The following is a 19,891-nucleotide window of genomic DNA, read 5'->3' as shown; positions in this document are numbered from 1 at the left end:
CAGTGCGGACTCGGGGGATTCGCCACGCCCATCGCAGTACCTGAAGAACGGATCCTCGATGATCAGACCCTTCGCCCGACCGGGCGCCCGCCGGAGCGGACTCGCGGTGCTGGCGAGTCTCGCCGTCCTGTCAGCGGGTGCCACCGGGATTCCGAGCGCGGGCGCCGAGACCGCGACGGGCGGCCGGCAGCCGGTGATCGGCAAGCCCGCCCTGGACTCCCGCGGCTGCGCCCGCATCGAGAGGAAGCTGCCCGCCCTCTCCGAGTGGCCCAAGGTCGAAAGCAGGATCGGGCGGAACCGGTCCGACGAGAAGCGGGTGGCGAAGATCCTCGCGGGCATGACGCTCGCCGAGAAGGTCGGCCAGATGACCCAGCCGGAGATCGCCGCGATCACCCCCGACGAGGTCAGGCAGTACTTCATCGGCTCGGTGCTCAACGGCGGCGGCTCCTGGCCGGGCCGGGACAAGCACGCCACGCAGAAGGCCTGGCTCGACCTCGCCGACGCCTACTGGAACGCCTCCGTCGCCACCCGCGCGAAGATCCCCGTCATCTGGGGCATCGACGCCGTCCACGGCGACAACAACGTCTACGGCACGACGGTCTTCCCGCACAACATCGGGCTGGGCGCCGCCCAGGACCCGTGCCTCGTGCGCGACATCGGGGCGGCGACCGCCCGGCAGATGCGCGCCACCGGCCAGGACTGGGCGTTCGCGCCCAGCGTCTCCGTCCCCCAGGACGACCGGTGGGGCCGCACGTACGAGGGCTTCTCCGAGGACCCCCGGATCACCCGGGCGTACGGGTACGAGGCCGTCAGGGGCCTGCAGGGCAGGCACCCGCGCGGCATCGGCCACGACGGCGTCATCGCCACCGCCAAGCACTTCATCGGTGACGGCGGCACCCTCAAGGGCGTGGACCAGGGCGTCAACCCCGCCTCCGAGGCCGAGATGATCAACGTGCACGGCCAGGGCTACTACGGAGCCCTGGCGGCCGGGGCCCAGAGCGTGATGGTCTCGTTCAACAGCTGGACGAACGCCGAGCTCGGTATCGCCGAGGGCAAGCTGCACGGCAGCAAGCGCGTCGTCAACGACATCCTCAAGCAGAAGATGGGTTTCGACGGCGTCGTCGTCTCCGACTGGAACGGCATCGGCCAGGTCGCCGGGTGCACCAACGCGAGCTGCCCCCAGGCGATCAACGCGGGTATCGACGTGGTGATGGTGCCCAACGACTGGAAGGCGTTCATCGCCAACACGATCGCCCAGGTCGAGAGCGGCGCGATCCCGGTGGCGCGCATCGACGACGCGGTGACGCGCATCCTGCGGGTGAAGCTGCGCGCCGGGGTGCTCGACGGTCCCAAGCCGTCCAGGCGCGCCTTCGCCGGGTCGGCCGAGGCGCTGGAGTCGAAGAGACTCGCCAGGGAGGCCGTGCGCAGGTCGCAGGTCCTGCTCAAGAACAACGGCAGGGTGCTGCCGCTGGCCGCCGACTCCAAGGTCCTGGTGGTCGGCAAGAGCGCCGACAGCCTGCAGAACCAGACCGGCGGCTGGACCCTCACCTGGCAGGGCACCGGCAACGTCAACGCCGACTTCCCCAACGGCACGACGATCCTCGGCGGCCTGCGCGAGACGCTCGGCGAGGCCGACGTCACCTTCAGCGAGACCGGCGACGGCGTCGACCCCTCGGCGTACGACGCGGTCATCGCGGTGATCGGCGAGACGCCCTACGCCGAGGGCGTGGGCGACCTCTCGCGACGCACGCTGGAGGCCGCCAAGATCTACCCCGCCGACCTCGCGGTGCTCGACAAGGTCACCGGCAAGGGCGCGCCCGTCGTCACCGTCTACGTCGGCGGCCGGCCGCTGTGGATGAACAAGGAGCTCAACCGCTCCGACGCCTTCGTCGCCGCGTGGCTGCCCGGCACCGAGGGCGGCGGCGTCGCCGACGTGCTCGTCCGGGGCAGGCACCGTGACGGCTTCACCGGCAGGCTGCCGTACTCGTGGCCGAAGAGCGCCTGCCAGTCGCCGCTGAACCCGGGCGCCGAGGGCTACGACCCGCTGTTCCCGCTCGGGTACGGCCTGCGCGACGGCCAGAGCGGGTCGGTCGGGACGCTCGACGAGACCGCGCCCCCGTTCGGCTGTGGCGAGCAGGGCGGTGGCGGCGAGGCGAGCGAGGAGCTGGAGATCTTCAACCGGACCGACATCGCGCCGTACAGGAGCTTCATCGGCTCCCCTGAGAACTGGGGCGGCACCGAGATCGGCGCCGACGGCCAGGCGGCGCACGCCGAGATCGGCGTGGTGCAGTCGGACGTCAACGTGCAGCAGGACGCCCTGAAGGCGACCTGGACCGGCACCGGTCCCGCCCAGATCTACATGCAGAACCCGGCGGGCGGTACGGACCTGCGGGGCTACCTCAACGCGAAGGGGGCGCTGGTCTTCGACACGATCGTCCACCAGCCCCCGGCCGCCAGGACCGTGCTCAGCGTCCACTGCGTCTACCCGTGTTTCTCCGAGGTGGTGGCGACCTCCCTCTTCCAGGGGCTTCCGGTCGGTACGAAGTCGACCGTCAAGATCCCCATCGCCTGCTTCGCCGCGGGCGGCCTCGATCTGGAAGTGGTCAACACTCCGTTCCTCGTCTACACCGAGGGGGCCTTCTCCGCCTCGTTCGCCAACGTCCGCTGGGTGCCGCAGGCGGCCGACGATTCAGACGCGAAGAAGTGTGAGGACCTGACCTAGGAAGAAGACCTCACCCGGGAATCCGAAGGCGACGTGGCCGGAGGGGCTCGCCCCTCCGGCCACGTCGCGCGTCCGGAGGACTGCACGACTCCCGGCGGGCGTCAGTCGGTGGGCAGGAGGGTTCCGAGCGGCCCGAGGTCGAGGTTGAGATCGGACGGCGAGAGCCCGAAGCGCTCGCACAGCTCGGTCATGGCCTCCTCGAGGCGCATCAGCGTCACGCCCAGCACCTCCACCTGCTCGTCCGACAGGTCCCCCTGGTCCATCCGGCGCACGCACTGGCGTTCCACCAGCTGCCGTATCAGCTCGACGAGGGTGAGCACGAGGCGGGTCAGGTCCCGCTCGACGGCCTCCGGGTCGGTGTTCACCCGCCACCGGACGGCCCGCGCCGCTCCTCGCGCGTTCCCGGCCGTGCCCGCGGGCGCGGTTCGCGTGACCTTGAACCTTCTCGCGGCGGGGCGCGGCCGCTCCCGGGTGACGCGAGGGCCCTCCGTGCCGCGGAGGTCCTCCGCGAGGGGGTCGCCGGGGAGGCGGGTCACGGTGGGCCTCCTTCCCCTGAGGTCCCGAGGAGTGTGACCGCACCGGGTGGCCGGGCGGACGGGATCGGGTCGGAGTCCCGTACGGAGGTGATCAGGGCGCGCAGGGAGATGCGGACGAGGTCGATGTCGGCGATGGACAGCACGAGGTCCCCGCTCACGACCACCCCGCCGGCCAGCAGCCGGTCGAGCAGGTCCACGAGTGCCACGCGCTCGGGGGGAATGCGCCCCTGGGCGGCGAGCTCGGCGCCTCGCGGCCGGTGGTCACCGGTCATCGGACGTCTCCGCGCTGGCCGGGCCGAGGTCCATCGAGGTGAAGGAGTACGGTGCCCAGGGACCGGTGAGCTGCATCTCGATCCCCTGGCTCCGCAGCGCGTCGACGGCCGCGGTGAACTCCTCGCGGCGGTCCTCGGCGACGAGGTAGGCGCCGTTGAGCAGCATGACCTCCTCGCGGCCGGACAGTTGCGGGTCCTGCGGCCGGTGGCGGTGGCCGGCGACCGAGACGGACACCAGGGCGGCGTGGATGTCCTCGGCACGCCGCGCCGCCCGGCGCCAGGCGTCCTCCCGGCCGCGCAGGCCCGCCCGGCGGCGTTCCAGGTACGCCCTTCCCGGGCTGTCGGTCTTCGCGGGCGCCTCCTCGGCGCGGGGAGCGTCCGTGCCCGGTTCGGCGTACGCCTTCACCCCCCACTCCCTGCACCCGGTGACGTGGGCGAGCAGCTCGGTGAAGTCGTCGTGCCTGCGCCGGAGCAGGTCGCGGACCTGGTCCTCGGTGCTGTAGACCGTCACCAGCCGGACCGGGGCCGTGGGAGCCTCCTCCGCCACGGCCTCCACGACGCGGTTGTGGGCGCGGGCCGTCCCCCCGACCCAGTCCAGGTCCTCCAGGGAACGCCGCAGCGGCTCCTCGCCGAACTCCTCCAAAGGCACCGGGCTCACGTACGCGACCAGGCCCTGGTGGGTGATCGCGCGCACCGGTGCTCCGGCCACGCCCACCACGTGATCCGGGAGGACGCGGCCCACGTCCCGGGCGATCGCGTAGAGATACGTGCCCGCCTCAGGCATCGCGCTCCTCCCTCGGCCTTGCGGCCCTTCTCGGCTCCCGGGCGTCGTCGGGCGAACGGGCGCGCTCCCCCCTGCCGAGGGAACGGCGCCGGGTGCCCTCGCCGGTCTCCACGGTGGCCAGCCGCTCGCGGAGGACGCGGTTCTCCTCGACCAGGTCGCGATCGCGGGAGGTGAGCCACGGGTCGTGTTCCCACCAGTCGATCCCCAGCTCCCGCGCCGTGTCGACCGAGGCGATGAGCAGGCGCAACTTGATGGTGAGCAGCTCGATGTCCAGCAGGTTCACCCGGATGTCGCCCACGATCACCACACCCCTGTCGAGCACCCGCTCCAGGATGTCGGCGAGGTTGCCGGACGACTCCCGCCCGCCGGGCGTCCCCCCGCCGTAGGACCGGGGGAAGGCGCCGCCGGGTCGCGTCACGTCGGCCACGTCAGCCCGCCTCGCCGCTGTCCGCCCGGCCGCGCCTGTAACGCCTCGCCCTGCGGTACGCCAACAGGTCGCCGGCGGGGTCCATCTCGATCTGGTAGAGCGACAGCATGTCGCCCGACGAGGGGATGTGACGGTCCTCGACGACCTCGACCTCGACCAGCCAGCCGTCCTCGGTCCGTCGCACCAGCGTCACCCCCTCCGTGTCCTTCGCGGTCAGGCTGACGATGTGCCGCAACCCGGCCGCTCCGGCGGTCGCCGCCGACAGGGCGGGGGAACGCCGCCGCGGCTCCTTCGCGGGCTCGTCCTCGTCCTCATCGAGGTCCTCGTCTGGGTCCTCGTCCAGGTCCTCCTCGTACGGTTCCTCGTCCTCGAAGGCCTCGTCACCGGCGGTTGTGTAGGAATCGTCGGTGGAGCGTTCCTCACGGGTTCTGCGCCTGACAGGCACGCGATCACTCCCCTCGTCGTCTCCGTGCCGGTGCGGTCGTACCGGCTAGGCGATCATCTCTGTGAGAATCCGCTCCGCCGCCGCGGCCTCCTCCTCCTCGGAGATCTCGCCGCAGGCCCTGGCCTCCGCCAGTTCCTCCAGACGGCGCCTGACCGCCGCGGGACTCCGGAGTTCCTGCTCGGCCTGCTCCTGAAGCAGCTCCGCGAGCCGGATCAGCCCGCGCAACGGCGCGAACGGCAGTCCGAGGATCAGCCCCAGCGGTTCCACGATCGATCACCTTCCTTCACGTCCTGACGAAGTCGTACGCCGCCAGCGGACCGAGCAGGCGCAGCTCGACACGGTCGGCCCACCGGGTCCGGAACTCGTCCAGGGCCTCCTCGATCTCCGGCCGCCGGTCGGTGTCCGCGAGCAGGGCCACGTGGGCGGCGTCCTGCTCGTGGGTGGGCTCGCGCACGACGATGGAGACGCAGAGCGGGTCGAAGGTGTCGACCAGCGCGCCGGTGTCGGCCTCGCGCTTGGCCGCGATCGACGTGTTGACCAGCTCTCCGATCCGCATCCTCGCGTCCCACGTCACCTCTTCGGGCTGTCCGCGGATCTCGTCGCGCAGCCGCGCGATCTCCGGGTTCTCGTCGAGCACCTCCCGCAGGACGGCCTGCTCGATGTAGCGCCCCTTCACGACGTACTCCACGCGTCCCTCCAGCTCGTTCAGCGTGGCGAGGAACTCGTCGTGGTGGGGGGCGAGCAGTTCGTCGACGACCGCCCGGGCGTCCGTCACCACCGCCCCGAAACGCAGGGGGAGCACGGGCACCTCCGCGGCGGTGGCGTCCAGCAGCCGCTGGTGGGCCATGAGGTCGGCCGGCCTGCCGAGGGGGCGGTCGGTGGAGATGTCGCTCACCAGGGCGGCGATCTCTTCGTGGCGCACCAGCTCGACCGCGTTGGGCGGGTCCCCCACCCCCCGGGTGCCCGGGGTCAGCTCGACGTCGGAGGGAATGATCCCGTACACGTAGGTGCCGGTCACGCGCCCGGGGGCGTCGGGCCCTCCGGACCGGGCCGTGGCGGCCCGATCACCGCGACCGGTGTCGTGCCGTCCGGCCGTCCTGGGGGCCTCGGTCCTGGACCTGCCGGTCCGGACCGTTCCGCGCTTTTCACTGGAACCGCGCATCTCACTCCTCCCTGCGCCGCTTGCGGCGGGGCGCCGGCTCGCGCTCCTCGTCGGCCTCCGCGAACTCGTCCTCGCCGGACTCGCCGCTCGTCAGGCCGCGGAGCTTCTCCTCTGCCGTGTCCAGCAGTCCCTGCGTCGCGCCCTTGACCTTTTTCCTGCTGCCGTTCTCCGTCATGCCCTCCACCAGCTCCGGCAGCCCCTTCTGGTTGCCGGTCTGGGTGAGGTCGAGGCGGTTGACGGCCTCGGCGAAGCGCAGGTAGGTGTCGACGCTGGCCACCACGACGCGTGCGTCGATCGTCAGCAGCTCGATCCCGACCAGGGAGACCCTGACGTAGGCGTCGATCACGAGTCCCTTGTCGAGGATCGTGTCGATGACGTCGGCCAGGCCCGATGAGGACCCGTGGCCGCTCGCCCCGCCGCCCGAGGGCTGAACGATGGTCATGGCGTTTCCTCCCTGGTCTCCCCGGTCACGTACGGCTTGCCGCCTTGCGGCGGACGGGGCGCTTGGGCGCCTCCTTGGCGTTCTTGGGACCTGCGGTGCCGCGGCGCCGCGACGGGCGCTTGGGCTCCTCCTCCTCTTCCTCCTCCTCGGGCTCCTCGTCCTCGTCGGCCGCGCGTTCTCCCTCGGGCTCCTCTTCCTCTTCCTCTATCTCGTCTTCTTCCTCGTCCTCGTCGGCCGCGCGCTCTTCTTCGGGCTCCTCTTCCTCGTCTTCGTCCTCTTCCTCTTCCTCTTCCTCTTCGAGTTCGTCCTCCTCGGGCTCCTCCTCGGTTTCGGCGCGATCCTGCTCAGGGCCTCCGGACCCCTCCTCCTCGGCCTTCTTCTTTTCCTCCTCCTCGCGGAGTGCCGTCTCCTGGTCCTTGACGACCTCGCTGTCGCGGATCTCGCCGCGCCACCCCTCCAGCTCGTCGGGATGCAGGAGCACCCGGCTCATGACGTGCCGCCGGAAGTGCTTGAGCTCGAGGCGCGCGCGCCTGCCCTGGGCACGCCACAGGTTGCCGGTGCGCTCGAAGAGGCCCTGCGGGTAGTACTCCAGGACGAGCAGGATCCGCGTGAGCTCGGGAGCGACCTCGTGGAAGGTCACCGCGCCGTCGACGTGGCCCTTCTGCCCCTTCGACCGCCAGATGATCCGCCTGTCCGGCAGCTGTTCGAGGATCGTCGACTCCCAGATCCTGCGGGACCAGAAGACCTTCGCCGTCCACTCCAGTTTCTCGTCGGACTTCTGCTCGACGCCCTCGACCTTCTTCATGAAGCTCGAGAAGTCGCCGAACTGGGTCCACTGGTCGTAGACGACACGGACGGGGGCGCCGACGTCGATCGTCTCGATGATGTTGATCATCTTCAGCTTCCCGCTCTGACCACCCTTGCCGCCTCCGGTGAACTTCTTGACCAGGCCGCCGACCGCCATCTTGCCCAGCCCCTTCACCATGCCCCCGGCGATCGCCGTTTTGGGGTGTTTGGAGCCGGTCAGCGCGCTGATCAGACTGGATCCGCCGCTTCCGGCGTAGTCGGCCAGCCGGCCGGTCACGCCTTCGACCTTTCCGCTCACCGACGACAGGGCCCGCTCTCCGAGGGCTCCCATGAGGTTGTGGAATTCCTGGCTGAGCCGGTTGGTGGGCGGCTCGTCGCCGCCCTCACGGTCGGGACGCTTCTTTGAGGTCTCGGCCATCAAGGTCACCCCCGTGCCCTGGCGGGCGTCGGCTTGCTGCGGGAAGAGGCCGATCCGCTCCGGGAGGGAGGCCGGCGCTTGGCCTTGGGCCGTGGCTCCTCTTCCTCTTCTTCGTCCTCTTCGTCCGCTTCATCCTCCTCGTCACCGGAGTCCCGGGGTGCCTTCCGGGTGGGCTTGGCCGCACCACGGCGTTTGGAGGAGGCGGGACGCCTGCGGACGGGCGGGGCTTCCTCTTCTTCCTCTTCCTCTTCTTCCTCGTCCTGCTCCTCCTCGTCGGTCTCCGGCTCCTCTTCGTCCTCCTCGTGTCGCCGGGCCTTCCTGCGGGACAGGATGCCCTTTATGCGCCCGCGGCGTCCCTTGGGCTCCTCGCCTTCCTCGCCCTCCTCGGGCTCCTCTCCCAGGTCCTCCAGCGGGTTGCGCAGGGACTCCGCCCGGTCGTGAAGCCTGGTGCTCAGCGAGTCGATCTGCCTGCTCACCGCGGCCTTGGCGGCGGTCTTGCTCGCGTCCACGAGATCGCCCCGGATACTTTCGGTGATCTTCGCCAGTTCCGGGGAGGAACTGAGCACCTTCAGCCCCTGCTGGAGAAGGTCGCCCTGGCCGGAGGTCAACCGGCCGGTCGCTCCGGCGGCGGCCAGCGCCATCGCCAGCCGTAGCTTCTGGCGTCGCCCCAGGAGGTAGCCGCCGGCTACGGCGAGGGCTATTCGTACTTCATTGTTCACGATCATCACTCCTTGTCGGCTGTCTCGTCGTGCGCTCCACCTCCCCGAGGGGTTTTCACCGGCGCATCGCTAAGGAAGGCGGCATTGATGATTTTTAATGCCTTTTCTTTTAAAGGCATAAAATCATTATATTTCGTAGGCTATATATCTCCTTACCCTGAAAAATCTGAATAAGGGTATATATGGGTAAAAAGGTAACAAAAGGGGCATTGCTCTGGCAGGGGGTGTTCCGCGAGCTCTTTCGTGTCCTCCGCCGGAGCGGGCGCCCCCGTGTGGGGCGGGCAGGGGTGTGTCCGCCCTAACTCGGCGGCCCGATCGCCGGGGACCCGCCACTCCCATGGGGGCCGGTGATCGCCGGCGGCCGTGACCTCGACCGGTGGCGACGGCTCACGATCGGCTTTTGAGAATTTATCGCGGAACATGATCCGTCGTTATTGTTAATGTCGCTCCGAATGGGTACGCGCGCCATTCGTCGATTCATGTCATGGCGGGGGAGGATCCTCCGCGGCCGGAGTCCGGTCCCTCACCGCCCCGGCCGTGCCGGGGACGGCCGGAGTCCGGCCCGGGGCCGCTCGGGAACGTAGCGGGGCACGGCCGGCGGGCCCCGCGCCGGTTCCCGCCCGCTCGCGGCACGGTTCAACGCGTCGTGTGCTCCGGGGAGCGTCCGGTCCGGAGAAAAAGGGAGAGGGAAGGCCCGCCCGGCCTCTGTTCCGAAGCGGAGGTTGAGGGTTCAATGATGTCGGGAATCCAACACCGGCACTGTGTAACAAGTGAAGCCGGGTTCCTGGAAAGATTTGGTCAATTTTTCGCAGATTGGGAGAGCTAAGAGAGGAGAGAGTTGCCTGGAAAACGGGCACAACCACCTCGTTAACCCGTAAAGCGGAGGTATAGCCCTGGTGAAAAGATCAAGGGCCGGGTTCGCTGTAGTGGCCGTGGCGGTCGTCTCCGCCATGGCCGGCGGGCTCACGGGATGCGCACGTGCCGAGTTCACCTACGTCCGCCACGACGACGGGCAAACGTACTTCAAGGTTCCGGCGACCTGGCGGAAGGTCGACCAGGCGGCGCTGGACAAGGCGACCGTCGGGGCCGATCCCGAATCGGCCACCGCGCGGCTGCGCAAGCAGCTCATCTGGTCGGCCGCCTACGACGCCCACGCCGAGCCGTCCGCCGACCACCTTCTCGGCTACGGCACCGGAGACGAGCCGTTCGTCTTCGCCCGGATCGCCAAGCTCCTCCCCGAGGAGCAGGACTCGTTGTCCCTGAACACCATGCGCAACTCCGTCCTGCCCGTCACCGAGACGGTGCGCGAGGAGTACGCGAAGATCCCCGGTTATCCGCTGCGGGACTTCGAGCTGCTCGCCGACGAGGTGCTCCAGCCGGGAGACGGCCTGCGCGGGGTGCACGTGCGGTTCAACTACGCGATCCAGGGGGCCGGGATCGAGACCTTCGACCTCACCTCCTACCTGGCCCAGGACGGCAAGCAGATCTCCACCCTGCTGATCCGTTGCTCGGCCGCCTGCTACCGGAAGCGCGCCGGGGAATTCGAGAAGATCGCGCAATCTTTCAAGGTCAAGCGGCTCGCCGGGTGAGGAGAAGCCCGTCCATGAAGTCACCTCCACCGCCTCCCAACTTCGAAGGACTCCGGGCTCCCGGCTCCGGTCCGACGGATCCGCATCCCGACAAGCGCAAGAAGATGCCGTTCTGGGACCGGATCAAATTCCTGCTCATCCTGACGATCATCTACTTCATCCTGGTGTGGAGTGAGATGGCCTCGTACGAGGGCATCATCACGTTCCGGGATGCGATGATCATCACCGCGATCGCGGCGCCGTGGATCTTCTGGCTCCTCGGGGCGGAGTTCCTGCGGCAACTCCACTTCTTCGTCAGCGAGCGGTCCGCCGGATACAACCGGTTCTGGACGCGCGGCGTGTTCGGCGGCTTCGAGCGCTGGACCCATCGCCGCTTCTCCGACTGGAACCGTTTCAGGATGGCGCGCGCCATCAAGTGGGTGTTCTGGATCGCGGTGCTCGCCCTCATCCTCGGCGAGGTGCTGGACACCTCTCCGGCGCTCGCGCTGTTCCAGGCGCCTGCCCTCCTCTGGCAGGCCCTGCCGTACATGGCGCAGCTCGCCTTCGCGTTCTTCTTCATCGCCTTCCAGTTCATCGGCCTGTTCTGGCTGCTGTCGCGGGGCGGCGTGGAGACGTACTTCCCCGACGACATCAAGACCCGCTTCACCGACGTCTGGGGCCAGGACCACGTTGTCGAGCGGGTCAAGGAGAACATCGTCTTCCTGGAAAGGCCGGACGCGATCGAGGAGCGCGGCGGCTACGTGCCCAGCGGCCTGCTGCTGTGGGGCCCGCCGGGCACCGGCAAGACCCTGATGGCCGAGGCGGTGGCCGGGGAGACCGGCAAGCCGTACGTGTTCGTCGACCCCGGCGCGTTCGTCAACATGTTCATGGGCATCGGCATCCTGAAGGTGAAGTCGCTGTTCAGGAAGCTGCGCAAGCTCTCGCTGCGGTACGGCGGCGTGATCGTCTTCTTCGACGAGGCCGACTCCCTCGGCAAGCGCGGCTCGCTGGCGCAGCAGGGCCCCCGGGGCGCCCCCGGGTTCTCCCCGCACGCCGCCGGATGCCACGGCTTCGGCTACCTCAGCGAGGACACCCGCTGGCTGCTGACCCGTCAGGGCGCGGCCGGACCGAAGGAACCCGACACCGGCCGCAGCCGCTTCATGATGGGCGGCATGGGCGGGGGTGGCGGCGACCCGGGCACGCTGCAGGCGCTGCTCACCGAGCTGTCCGGCCTGAAGAAGCCGAGGGGCATCGTGAACCGGCACGTGCGAAGGCTCTTCGGCATGCGGCCCAAGCCGCCGCCGAAGTACCGGATCCTGGTCATGATGGCCACCAACATGCCCAACTCGCTGGACGAGGCACTGCTGCGGCCGGGCCGCATCGACCGCATCTACAAGGTCGGCTACCCGTCGAAGGCGGGCCGGGTCCGCACCTACCGCGGTTACTTCGACAAGGTCGACCACGAGCTGACCGACGCGCAGCTGGACAAGCTGGCGACGATCACGCCCTACGCCACCGGTGCCACGATCAAGGACCTGGTGAACGAGTCGCTGATCACCGCGATCCGCGACGGCAGGGAGACCATCACCTGGTCGGACGTGACCCGCGCCAAGCGGCTCAAGCAGCTCGGGCCGCCCGAGGACGTGGAGTACATCGAGCGCGAGCGGCACGCCGTGGCCGTGCACGAGGCCTGCCACGCCGTGGCGGCGTACCGCACCCGCTACCACCTCGAGATCGACATCGCCACGATCGAGAAGGGCGCCGACTATCTCGGCATGGTCGCGAGCATCAAGCCCGAGGACCAGTTCACCCGCTGGAAGTCTGAGCACGAGGCCGACATCATGGTCTCGCTCGCCTCCCTGGCGGGGGAGCGGATGTTCTTTGGCGACGACAACTCCTCCGGCGTCTCCGGCGACCTGTTCTCCGCGACGTACCTCACCGCGCTGATGGAGGCGCACTGGGGCATGGGCCGCGGGGTGACCTCGGTGCCCGCGCTGCAGGAGCTGGAGATCATGGGCGGCAAGTCGATGCCCAAGCCCGGCGGCGGGGGGATCGGCTTCACCAAGGCGCCGGGCGGCAGCCAGCCGCTCGCACCCGACGTGCTGGGCGAGCGCATCGAGTTCAACCTGGTGGGCCTGCTCGACCGGACCGAGGAACTGCTGCGCGAGCACCGGCGGGACGTCCTGTGCCTGGCGCACGCGCTGGAGGCGCACAAGACGCTCAACGGTGACGACGTGGTCGCGATCCTGGAACGCAGGCGGGGGCCGTTGATCGACGGCTCCGTCTACCTCTCGGAGGACTTCTACGACGAGATCGAGGAGTATCACCTGGAGGCGGCGCGGGCGCACCGCGAGCACAGCCACGTGGCGCGCGCCCTGCCCGTCCCGCCGGCGCTGCCCCGGCTCGAACCCGCCGCGGTCGTCCACGGCGCGGTGCTCACGGGCAACGGTCACGGTTCCACGGTGTCGAGCACGGTGCAGAACACGATGCCGGGTATGGTGCCGACCGCTGTGTCTCCGGTGTCTCCGGTGTCCATGGCGTCCCCGGTGTCCCCGGTGTCCCCGGTGTCCATGGCCGAACCCGACTTCGTGCCCTGGGGCGACGACACCCCGGTGCGCCGCCCGTCACCGCCGTCGCCCACGCCGTCGCCCGCCGCCCCCGCGACGCGCGGCGGGAAACCGCGGACGGTGTTCGTGATCGCGGCCAGCCTGGCCGCGCTGGCGACCTTCACGGCACTGGGCACCTACGCGCTCAACGGCGGGACGGTCGCGCTGGGCCGGGCGGGCTCGCCGGATTCCGGCACGCTCGTGGTGGTGGTCGTCGCCGTGCTGGCGGCGATCGCGGGAGCGGCCATCGTGGCGGCGGTCACCCGGGGGTCGCAGGCGGCCAGGGCCAGGGCCGAGGCCCAGCGGGACAGCGCCGTGGAACGGGCCCAGCTGCTCGCCGCGGCGATGGAGCCCGAGGTCGCCATGCGGATCCTCGGGTACAACGGCGACGACGAACGGCCCCCGCGCTGAGGATTCCCGGCGGGTCGCGGGATTTCCGACAGGCGACGAGTGGCGAGAAACGAGCAACGAGTGACGTGGAAGAGAGGCGACGAGCGGCGAGAAACGAGATGACGAGCGACGAGGCGACGAGCGGCGAGAAACGAGATGCCGAGCGACGAGGCGACGAGCGCCAATGACGGGCGACGAGTGACGGGCGACGAGTGACGGGCGACGAGTGACGGACGACGAGCACAGCCCGCCGGGCCGAGGCCGCGGGCGGGCTGTGGTCGGAGGTTCCGGGGAAACCGTGAGGCAGGTCTCCCCGGAGGTCCGTCAGTCGAACTCGCCGTCCTTCACGCCGCCGACGAAGGCGTCCCACTCGCTCCGGGTGAACGCCAGCGCCGGGCCGCCCGGATCCTTGGAGTCGCGGACGAGGTAGAGGTGGTCGGAGTCGGCCTTGTGGACGGCGACCGCCGCGTCACCGGGGACGACCGCCACCTCCACGCAGTTGCCTCCGTTGGTGCTGCGGACGCTCTTACGCCACTGGGCGCCGGACAGATCCATCGTGGACCCTCGCACTTTTTCTTCCTTCGGGTACTAGGGGGTGGAAAACCTTCTCGCCATCTGGGCGATGAAGGCCGCCGACGCCTCCTGACTGAGAGCCATGGCGCAGAGGCTCTCGAACATGGAGGCGTATCGGCTGACTTGCGCAGGATCGTCCGGCACGTTCCCGCTCGCGGCCTGCTCCAGGTAGAGCAGGTCGGGATCCTCCGGTTCGGGGAAGCTGAGCAGGCAGAACTGGCCGTCCATCGCGGGGTGGGCCCCCGCGGAGAACGGGATGACCCGTATCTCCACGTTGGGCAGCCCGCTGAGGTGGACGAGATGCTCCAGCTGCTCCGACATGATGTCGCGACCGCCGATCCGACGCCGGATCACCGCTTCGTCGAGCACGGCCACGAGGTGGATAGGGTCACCGGGTCCGTGCAGCAACCGCTGACGCGAGATGCGCACGGAGACCGTCTCCTCGACCTTGGAGGGGGTCTGCACTACTGAGGTCGCCTCGGTCACCGCGCGTGCGTACGGTTCGGTCTGCATCAGGCCGGGGACGACCAGCGGCTCGTACGAGCGCACGAGCGACGCCTCCGCCTCGAGCCCGATGTAGGAGTCGAAACCGGGTTTCAGGGTCTCGCGGTGAGGGTGCCACCAGCCCCGTCTCCTGGCTTCGACGGCCATCTGGATCAGGGAGTCTCGAGCCTCCCCGGTCACGCCGTACACATCGGTGAGGGCCGACACGTCCGAGGGGCGAGGCCGGGACAGGCCCGTCTCGTACCTCCAGACGGTGGTGTCGGTGGAGCCGATCCGCTCGGCCACCTCCACCCGCGTCAGCCCGCTGTCCTTTCGCAGACGGCTCAGCTCAGCCATCAGACGGCGATGACGGGCCGTGGGGCTGCGTCGAGAAGCCACGCATCTACCTCCCTCCGTCCTTTGATAGCAAATCTGTGGAATCCCAACATGAGGTATTGCAGTCCTTGATAGAACAGTTCACCGTGAGTGAGTGTGCCATCTCACAGGGCGATGTGCATGGAATATGCGTGTCAGGGAGTGAGGTCAATCATGACGACCGGACGGCGGGCCGTCTCACCCCGATCAACGGTGACCCTCAAGGGGGTCCCGGAGTCGGTGTCGGTGGCGCGGAGCCGGGTCAGGGAGCTGCTCGGTGAGGGGCACCCCGCGTCCGACGACGTCGTCCTCCTGGTGAGCGAGGTGGTGACGAACTCGGTGCTCCACTCCGGTTCCGGAGGGGGCGGCGAGGTCGCGATGACGGTGGCGGTGGGGTCGGCCGCGGTGCTGGTCGAGGTCTGCGACGCCGGGTCCGGGGCGTCGGCGCCGCACGTGCGCAACGACCCGGAGGCGGAGGGCGGGCGGGGCATGTTCCTGGTGGATCTGCTCGCCGACAACTGGGGCATCCAGGACGACGCCCCTGAGGGGTCCAGGACGCTCTGGTTCGAGGTCGTCTTCTGAATCTCTCTCGCCCTCACCCCGCTCCTTTCCATGGCGCGGAGCCGAGTTCCCGCCGCTCCCAAAATTTGGGCCTTTGCTAATCAACGCGGCTGTTTGACTCTCGGTGGAGGCACGCGACAAAACCCTAGAGTGCGTGCCTGAGGAGGACGCAGGTGAGACGCCGTCTGATCGTGGTGTTCGCCGCCTTGGCGCTGTTGTGCCTCGGTGTGACCGGGGCGGGAGCCTCGGCCGAGCCACAACCGAACAGCCAGTACAAGGTCCAGGGGCCGAGCACCGCCCAGCAGCGAAGCGCGGTGGCCGCCACCGGTGCCGCGATCGACCAGGTCGACCCCGACTCGGTCGTGATCACCGCCAGCGAGGCCGAGGTCGCCGAGATCAAGAAGCTCGGCTACACCGTCACGAAGATCCCCAGGTCGTTATACCCGACCGGGCCGGAGCAGCGCTCCGACTTCCCGTCGGCGGACTCCGGCTACCACAACTACGCCGAGATGACCGCCGCGGTGAACCAGATCGTCGCCGACCACCCGACGATCGCCCGCAAGATCAGCTACGGCACCTCGTACGAGGGACGCGACCTGATCGCCGTGAAGATCAGCGACAACGTCGCCACGGACGAGAACGAACCCGAGGTGCTGTTCACCCACCACCAGCACGCCCGCGAGCACCTGACCGTCGAGATGGCGATCTACCTGCTCAACCTGTTCACCGACGGGTACGCCACCGACAGCCGCATCGCCAACCTGGTCAACGGCCGCGAGATCTGGATCATGCCGGACCTCAACCCCGACGGCGGCGAGTACGACATCGCCACGGGCTCCTACCGTTCGTGGCGCAAGAACCGCCAGCCCAACTCCGGTTCCTCGGCCGTGGGCACCGACATGAACCGCAACTGGGGCTACAACTGGGGCTGCTGCGGCGGCTCCTCCGGCTCCCCCTCCAGCGACACCTACCGGGGATCGGCGGCCGAGTCGGCCCCCGAGGTGCGGGCGGTGGCCAACTGGGTGCGCAGCCGGGTCGTCGGCGGCGTGCAGCAGATCAAGGCGCACATCGACTGGCACACCTACAGCGAGCTGATCCTGTGGCCGTACGGCTACACCTACAACGACACCGGCCCCGGCCTGACCCAGGACGACCGCGACGCCCACGCGGCCCTGGGCCAGAACATGGCCTCCACCAACAACTACACCCCCCAGCAGGCCAGCGACCTCTACATCACCGACGGCACGATCGACGACTGGCTGTGGGGCGTCTACAAGATCTTCAGCTACACCTTCGAGATGTACCCGGTCAGCTCCTCGCCGGGCTTCTACCCCCCCGACGAGCAGATCGGCCCGCAGACCACCCGCAACCGGGAGGCCACGCTGCGCTTCCTGGAGTACGCCGACTGCGTCTACCGGATCATCGGCAAGGAGTCGCAGTACTGCGGCACCGGCACCCCGCCGGTGACCGTCTACTCCGACGAGTTCGAGACGGCGACCGGCTGGACGACCAACCCGTCCGGGACCGACACCGCCACCTCCGGCCAGTGGGAACGCGGCGACCCGGCGGCCACCACCTCCAGCGGCGCCAAGCAGCTCGGCACCACCGTCAGCGGCACCAACGACCTGGTCACCGGCAGGCTCGCGGGCGCCTCGGCCGGCGAACACGACATCGACGGAGGCATCACCAGCATCCGGTCACCGGCCATCACCCTGCCGTCGACCGGGACGCTGAACCTGTCGCTGTCGTGGTATCTGGCGCACGGTTCCAACGCCTCCAGCGCCGACTTCTTCCGGGTGAAGGTCGTCGGCTCCACCACCACCCAGGTGTTCCAGCAACTCGGCGCGGCCTCCAACCGCAACGGTGCCTGGGCCGTGGCCACCGCCGACCTGTCCGCCTTCGCCGGGCAGAGCGTCCGGATCCTGATCGAGGCCGGTGACGCCTCCGGCGCCTCCCTGGTCGAGGCCGGGGTCGACAACGTCAAGATCACCCAGCAGCCCTGATCCTTTCTCGGGGCGTCTCCACCGGGGGCGCCCCGAGCTTCAGGCGCGGCAGACCAGTTCGCCGTGGAGCAGCGACAGCCAGCCGTCCGGCTCCCCGGCCCAGGCCCGCCAGCCCTCCGAGACGCGGCGCAGGTCCTCCTGGGCGGCGGCGCCCGAGGCGAGCGCCTGGCGGGCCATGTCGGACTCCAGGATCCGCTCGGCCCACATGCCGCCCCACCACGCGCGGTCGTCGGGAGTGGCGAAGCACCAGGTCGAGGAGGTGGCCGAGACGTCGGTGAACCCGGCCGCGTGCGCCCACGACAGCAGCCGCCGTCCCGCGTCGGGTTCGCCGCCGTTGGCCCTCGCCACCCTCTGGTACAGGTCCAGCCATTCTTCCAGCTCGGGCGTCTCGGGGAACCAGGCGAACGCGGCGTAGTCGCTGTCGCGCACCGCGACGATCCCGCCCGGCCTGCAGACCCGCCGCATCTCGCGCAACGCCCGGACCGGGTCGCCGACGTGCTGCAGCACCTGGTGGGCGTGGACGACGTCGAAGGTGTCGTCGGGAAACTCCAGCGCGTGCGTGTCCGCCACGGCGAACGTGATGTCGGAGCGCCCGCGCCGCGCCGCCTCCGCGCGGGCCGGCCCGAGTGCCGCCTCGGTGATGTCGACCGCGGTGACCGCGCCGGGCGCGATCCGCTCCGCCAGGTCGACGGTGATGGTGCCCGGCCCGCAGCCCACGTCCAGCAGCGTCATGCCCGGCCTCAGGTGCGGCAGGAGGTGGGCTGCCGAGTTCTCCGCCGTACGCCACCTGTGTGACCTGAGCACGGACTCGTGGTGCCCGTGCGTGTATATGGCGTCCTTGCCGGTCATGAGGTCCTCCCCGTTCTCGTCCGCTGGTCGGACCATAACATGGGTCTCATATTTCAAGAAAAATAGTCTCACTATATGAGCGTCATGAACGTGGCGGGAATCATCCGCGGGTGGCGTCAGGGCATGCGAAGGACCGGTACCGGCACGTCCGGCCGGCACCGGGCGACGTCAGGGACGTCAGGGACGTCAGGCGCGTCAGAGGCGGAACCCCAGGTCGGGGACGATCTCGGCGACGTCCATCTGGGCCTTCTGAAGCCTGCCCGAATGGTCCCAGTTCATCGCCTGCCACCGGGTGAACTGGTCGAGGACCCACATCCCCGACTGGCGGCTGCCGTTGCCCGACTTGCCGTTGCCGCCGAAGGGCAGGTGGGCCTCCGCGCCGGAGGTGGAGTTGTTGACGCTGACCATGCCCGCGCCGATGCCCTCGCGGAAGCGGAAGGCCGACGCCGGGTCGGTGGTGTAGATGGACGAGGAGAGCCCGTAGCCGGGGAGGTTGGCCAGGTCGACGGCCTCGTCCAGCGTGCCGAAGGGCGTCACGCCGACGATGGGACCGAAGGTCTCCTCCAGGAAGAGCCGGTCATCGGGACGGACGCCGTCCACGACCACCGGGTGGTAGTAGAGGCCGCCGTCCCCGGTGAAGTCGCCGCGCGGGTTGTCCGGGGTGATGCGGCCGACGGGACCGGAGACGACCGTGTGGTGCGGCTGGATCCAGCCCAGATACTCCTCGTAACGCGAGGCGAACCTCCGGTCGAGCAGCGGCCCGCACAGCACGTCCCCCGCGGGGTCGCCGACCGCGGCCCCGGCCACGGCGTGTGCGTAGCGGCGGAGGAACTCCTGGTGGACGCTCTCGTGCACGATCACCGTGCCGAGCGACGTGCAACGCTGCCCGGCGGTGCCGAAGCCGGCGAACAGCGCGCCCTCCACGGCGAGGTCGAGGTCGGCGTCGGGCATGACCACCATCGGGTTCTTGCCGCCCAGCTCCAGGCAGGGGGACTGCAGGTGGCGCCCGCACAGCTCGCCGACGCGGCGGCCCACCTCGGTGGAGCCGGTGAACCCGACCTTGTGCACCGTGCCCTCGGCCAGCGCCGCCTCCAGGCCCTCGAACGTCGCGGCACCGTCGGCGAGGACCAGGTTCAGCACGCCGTCGGGCAGGCCGGCCGCGGTGAACAGCCGGTAGAGCGCGTGCGCGGAGGCCGCCGCGTACTCGGCGGGCTTCCACACCACCGCGTTGCCGCACAGCAGCGCCGGGACGAGGTACCACGACGGCACCGCGACCGGGAAGTTGCCCGCGGTGATCACCGCGGCCACCCCCACGGGGACCCGGAAGGTGAACAGGTTCTTGTCCGGCATCTCCGAGGGAACCGTCTGCCCGTACAGCCGCCTGCCCTCGCCGAGGAAGAAGTCGCACGTGTCGACGATCTCGCGTACCTCGCCCAGCGCCTCGGCGTACGGCTTGCCGATCTCGCGGGTGACCAGGCGGGCCAGCTCTTCCGCGTTGGCCTCCACCAGGCGTCCGATCGAGGCGACCACCCTTCCCCGGACGGGCGCGGGGACCCGCGCCCACTCCCGCTGCGCGGTGGCGGCCGTGCGGCACGCGGAGGAGAACGTGCTCGCGTCCGCCAGCCGGACCCGCGCGACCACCTCGTCCACGCGAGCCGGGTTGACCGACTCGTAGGCCGTGCCGCTGGACGTTTCTTTTCCGCCGATGACGGAGACGATCTCGCTGGTCACCTTCGACCTCCCGGTGTC

General features: G+C 69.6%; 19 protein-coding genes. 5 read left to right on the top strand and 14 right to left on the bottom strand.

Annotated elements, in window-relative coordinates:
- The first annotated feature begins 58 nt into the window (after positions 1 to 58).
- A complete protein-coding gene (locus ACTOQ2_RS15125; protein WP_440100199.1) occupies positions 59 to 2,722 on the top strand; it encodes a glycoside hydrolase family 3 N-terminal domain-containing protein in 2,664 nt (887 codons plus the stop codon).
- A 101-nt stretch (positions 2,723 to 2,823) separates the two neighbouring features.
- On the opposite strand, the gene ACTOQ2_RS15120 is transcribed toward ACTOQ2_RS15125, so the two are convergent.
- The 10 genes from ACTOQ2_RS15120 to ACTOQ2_RS15075 are packed head-to-tail and all read right to left on the bottom strand — an operon-like array spanning position 2,824 to position 8,734.
- Positions 2,824 to 3,258 carry a gas vesicle protein K gene (locus tag ACTOQ2_RS15120; protein WP_440100198.1) on the bottom strand — a complete coding sequence of 145 codons (435 nt, stop codon included), beginning with the start codon at positions 3,256 to 3,258 and terminating at the stop codon, positions 2,824 to 2,826.
- The gene (locus ACTOQ2_RS15115; RefSeq protein WP_440064030.1) at positions 3,255 to 3,530 is read right to left on the bottom strand and encodes a gas vesicle protein; all 276 of its coding nucleotides are present in this window, start codon (positions 3,528 to 3,530) and stop codon (positions 3,255 to 3,257) included. The genes ACTOQ2_RS15120 and ACTOQ2_RS15115 overlap by 4 nt, the downstream gene beginning before the upstream one ends.
- A complete protein-coding gene (locus ACTOQ2_RS15110) occupies positions 3,520 to 4,314 on the bottom strand; it encodes a GvpL/GvpF family gas vesicle protein (RefSeq protein ID WP_440100197.1) in 795 nt (264 codons plus the stop codon). The genes ACTOQ2_RS15115 and ACTOQ2_RS15110 overlap by 11 nt, the downstream gene beginning before the upstream one ends.
- Positions 4,307 to 4,732 carry a gas vesicle protein gene (locus ACTOQ2_RS15105; protein WP_440100222.1) on the bottom strand — a complete coding sequence of 142 codons (426 nt, stop codon included), beginning with the start codon at positions 4,730 to 4,732 and terminating at the stop codon, positions 4,307 to 4,309. The genes ACTOQ2_RS15110 and ACTOQ2_RS15105 overlap by 8 nt, the downstream gene beginning before the upstream one ends.
- A 10-nt stretch (positions 4,733 to 4,742) precedes the next feature.
- Positions 4,743 to 5,186, bottom strand: coding sequence for a gas vesicle protein GvpO (gvpO, locus tag ACTOQ2_RS15100; RefSeq protein WP_440100196.1), 444 nt, complete (start codon positions 5,184 to 5,186; stop codon positions 4,743 to 4,745).
- Between the two features lie 45 nt (positions 5,187 to 5,231).
- A complete protein-coding gene (locus ACTOQ2_RS15095) occupies positions 5,232 to 5,453 on the bottom strand; it encodes a gas vesicle protein GvpG (RefSeq protein ID WP_440100195.1) in 222 nt (73 codons plus the stop codon).
- 16 nt (positions 5,454 to 5,469) lie between these two features.
- Positions 5,470 to 6,348, bottom strand: a complete 879-nt coding sequence (locus tag ACTOQ2_RS15090) for a GvpL/GvpF family gas vesicle protein (RefSeq protein WP_440100194.1) — start codon at positions 6,346 to 6,348, stop codon at positions 5,470 to 5,472.
- Position 6,349: 1 nt separating this feature from the next.
- The gene (gene gvpJ / locus ACTOQ2_RS15085; RefSeq protein WP_440100193.1) at positions 6,350 to 6,790 is read right to left on the bottom strand and encodes a gas vesicle protein GvpJ; all 441 of its coding nucleotides are present in this window, start codon (positions 6,788 to 6,790) and stop codon (positions 6,350 to 6,352) included.
- A gap of 25 nt (positions 6,791 to 6,815) precedes the next feature.
- Positions 6,816 to 8,015 carry an SRPBCC family protein gene (locus ACTOQ2_RS15080; RefSeq protein ID WP_440100192.1) on the bottom strand — a complete coding sequence of 400 codons (1,200 nt, stop codon included), beginning with the start codon at positions 8,013 to 8,015 and terminating at the stop codon, positions 6,816 to 6,818.
- A gap of 5 nt (positions 8,016 to 8,020) precedes the next feature.
- On the bottom strand, positions 8,021 to 8,734 hold the full coding sequence (locus ACTOQ2_RS15075) for a hypothetical protein (RefSeq protein ID WP_440100191.1): 714 nt from the start codon (positions 8,732 to 8,734) through the stop codon (positions 8,021 to 8,023).
- Positions 8,735 to 9,630: 896 nt separating this feature from the next.
- Between ACTOQ2_RS15075 and ACTOQ2_RS15070 the strand changes: the two genes are divergently transcribed.
- Both ACTOQ2_RS15070 and ACTOQ2_RS15065 read left to right on the top strand, forming a co-directional pair.
- The gene (locus ACTOQ2_RS15070) at positions 9,631 to 10,323 is read left to right on the top strand and encodes a hypothetical protein (protein ID WP_440100190.1); all 693 of its coding nucleotides are present in this window, start codon (positions 9,631 to 9,633) and stop codon (positions 10,321 to 10,323) included.
- 14 nt (positions 10,324 to 10,337) lie between these two features.
- Positions 10,338 to 13,319, top strand: coding sequence for an AAA family ATPase (locus ACTOQ2_RS15065; RefSeq protein ID WP_440100189.1), 2,982 nt, complete (start codon positions 10,338 to 10,340; stop codon positions 13,317 to 13,319).
- Between the two features lie 303 nt (positions 13,320 to 13,622).
- On the opposite strand, the gene ACTOQ2_RS15060 is transcribed toward ACTOQ2_RS15065, so the two are convergent.
- Positions 13,623 to 13,853 (bottom strand): DUF397 domain-containing protein, encoded by a 231-nt coding sequence (locus tag ACTOQ2_RS15060; protein WP_440064758.1) that lies wholly within the window; start codon positions 13,851 to 13,853, stop codon positions 13,623 to 13,625.
- 33 nt (positions 13,854 to 13,886) lie between these two features.
- On the bottom strand, positions 13,887 to 14,711 hold the full coding sequence (locus tag ACTOQ2_RS15055; protein ID WP_440064015.1) for a helix-turn-helix domain-containing protein: 825 nt from the start codon (positions 14,709 to 14,711) through the stop codon (positions 13,887 to 13,889).
- A gap of 192 nt (positions 14,712 to 14,903) precedes the next feature.
- On the opposite strand from ACTOQ2_RS15055, the gene ACTOQ2_RS15050 reads away from it, so the two are divergent.
- A complete protein-coding gene (locus ACTOQ2_RS15050; RefSeq protein ID WP_440064013.1) occupies positions 14,904 to 15,311 on the top strand; it encodes an ATP-binding protein in 408 nt (135 codons plus the stop codon).
- A 152-nt stretch (positions 15,312 to 15,463) separates the two neighbouring features.
- Positions 15,464 to 17,293 (top strand): M14 family zinc carboxypeptidase, encoded by a 1,830-nt coding sequence (locus tag ACTOQ2_RS15045; protein ID WP_440100188.1) that lies wholly within the window; start codon positions 15,464 to 15,466, stop codon positions 17,291 to 17,293.
- 39 nt (positions 17,294 to 17,332) lie between these two features.
- Here ACTOQ2_RS15045 and ACTOQ2_RS15040 read toward each other — a convergent pair whose 3' ends face one another.
- Both ACTOQ2_RS15040 and ACTOQ2_RS15035 read right to left on the bottom strand, forming a co-directional pair.
- Positions 17,333 to 18,142 (bottom strand): class I SAM-dependent methyltransferase, encoded by an 810-nt coding sequence (locus tag ACTOQ2_RS15040; protein WP_440100187.1) that lies wholly within the window; start codon positions 18,140 to 18,142, stop codon positions 17,333 to 17,335.
- 195 nt (positions 18,143 to 18,337) lie between these two features.
- Positions 18,338 to 19,873 (bottom strand): aldehyde dehydrogenase family protein, encoded by a 1,536-nt coding sequence (locus tag ACTOQ2_RS15035; RefSeq protein WP_440100186.1) that lies wholly within the window; start codon positions 19,871 to 19,873, stop codon positions 18,338 to 18,340.
- Positions 19,874 to 19,891 lie beyond the last annotated feature (18 nt).

The organism is Streptosporangium sp. H16, from assembly GCF_051918855.1.
GTDB lineage: Bacteria > Actinomycetota > Actinomycetes > Streptosporangiales > Streptosporangiaceae > Streptosporangium.
This window is presented reverse-complemented; position numbering and strand designations above follow the sequence as displayed.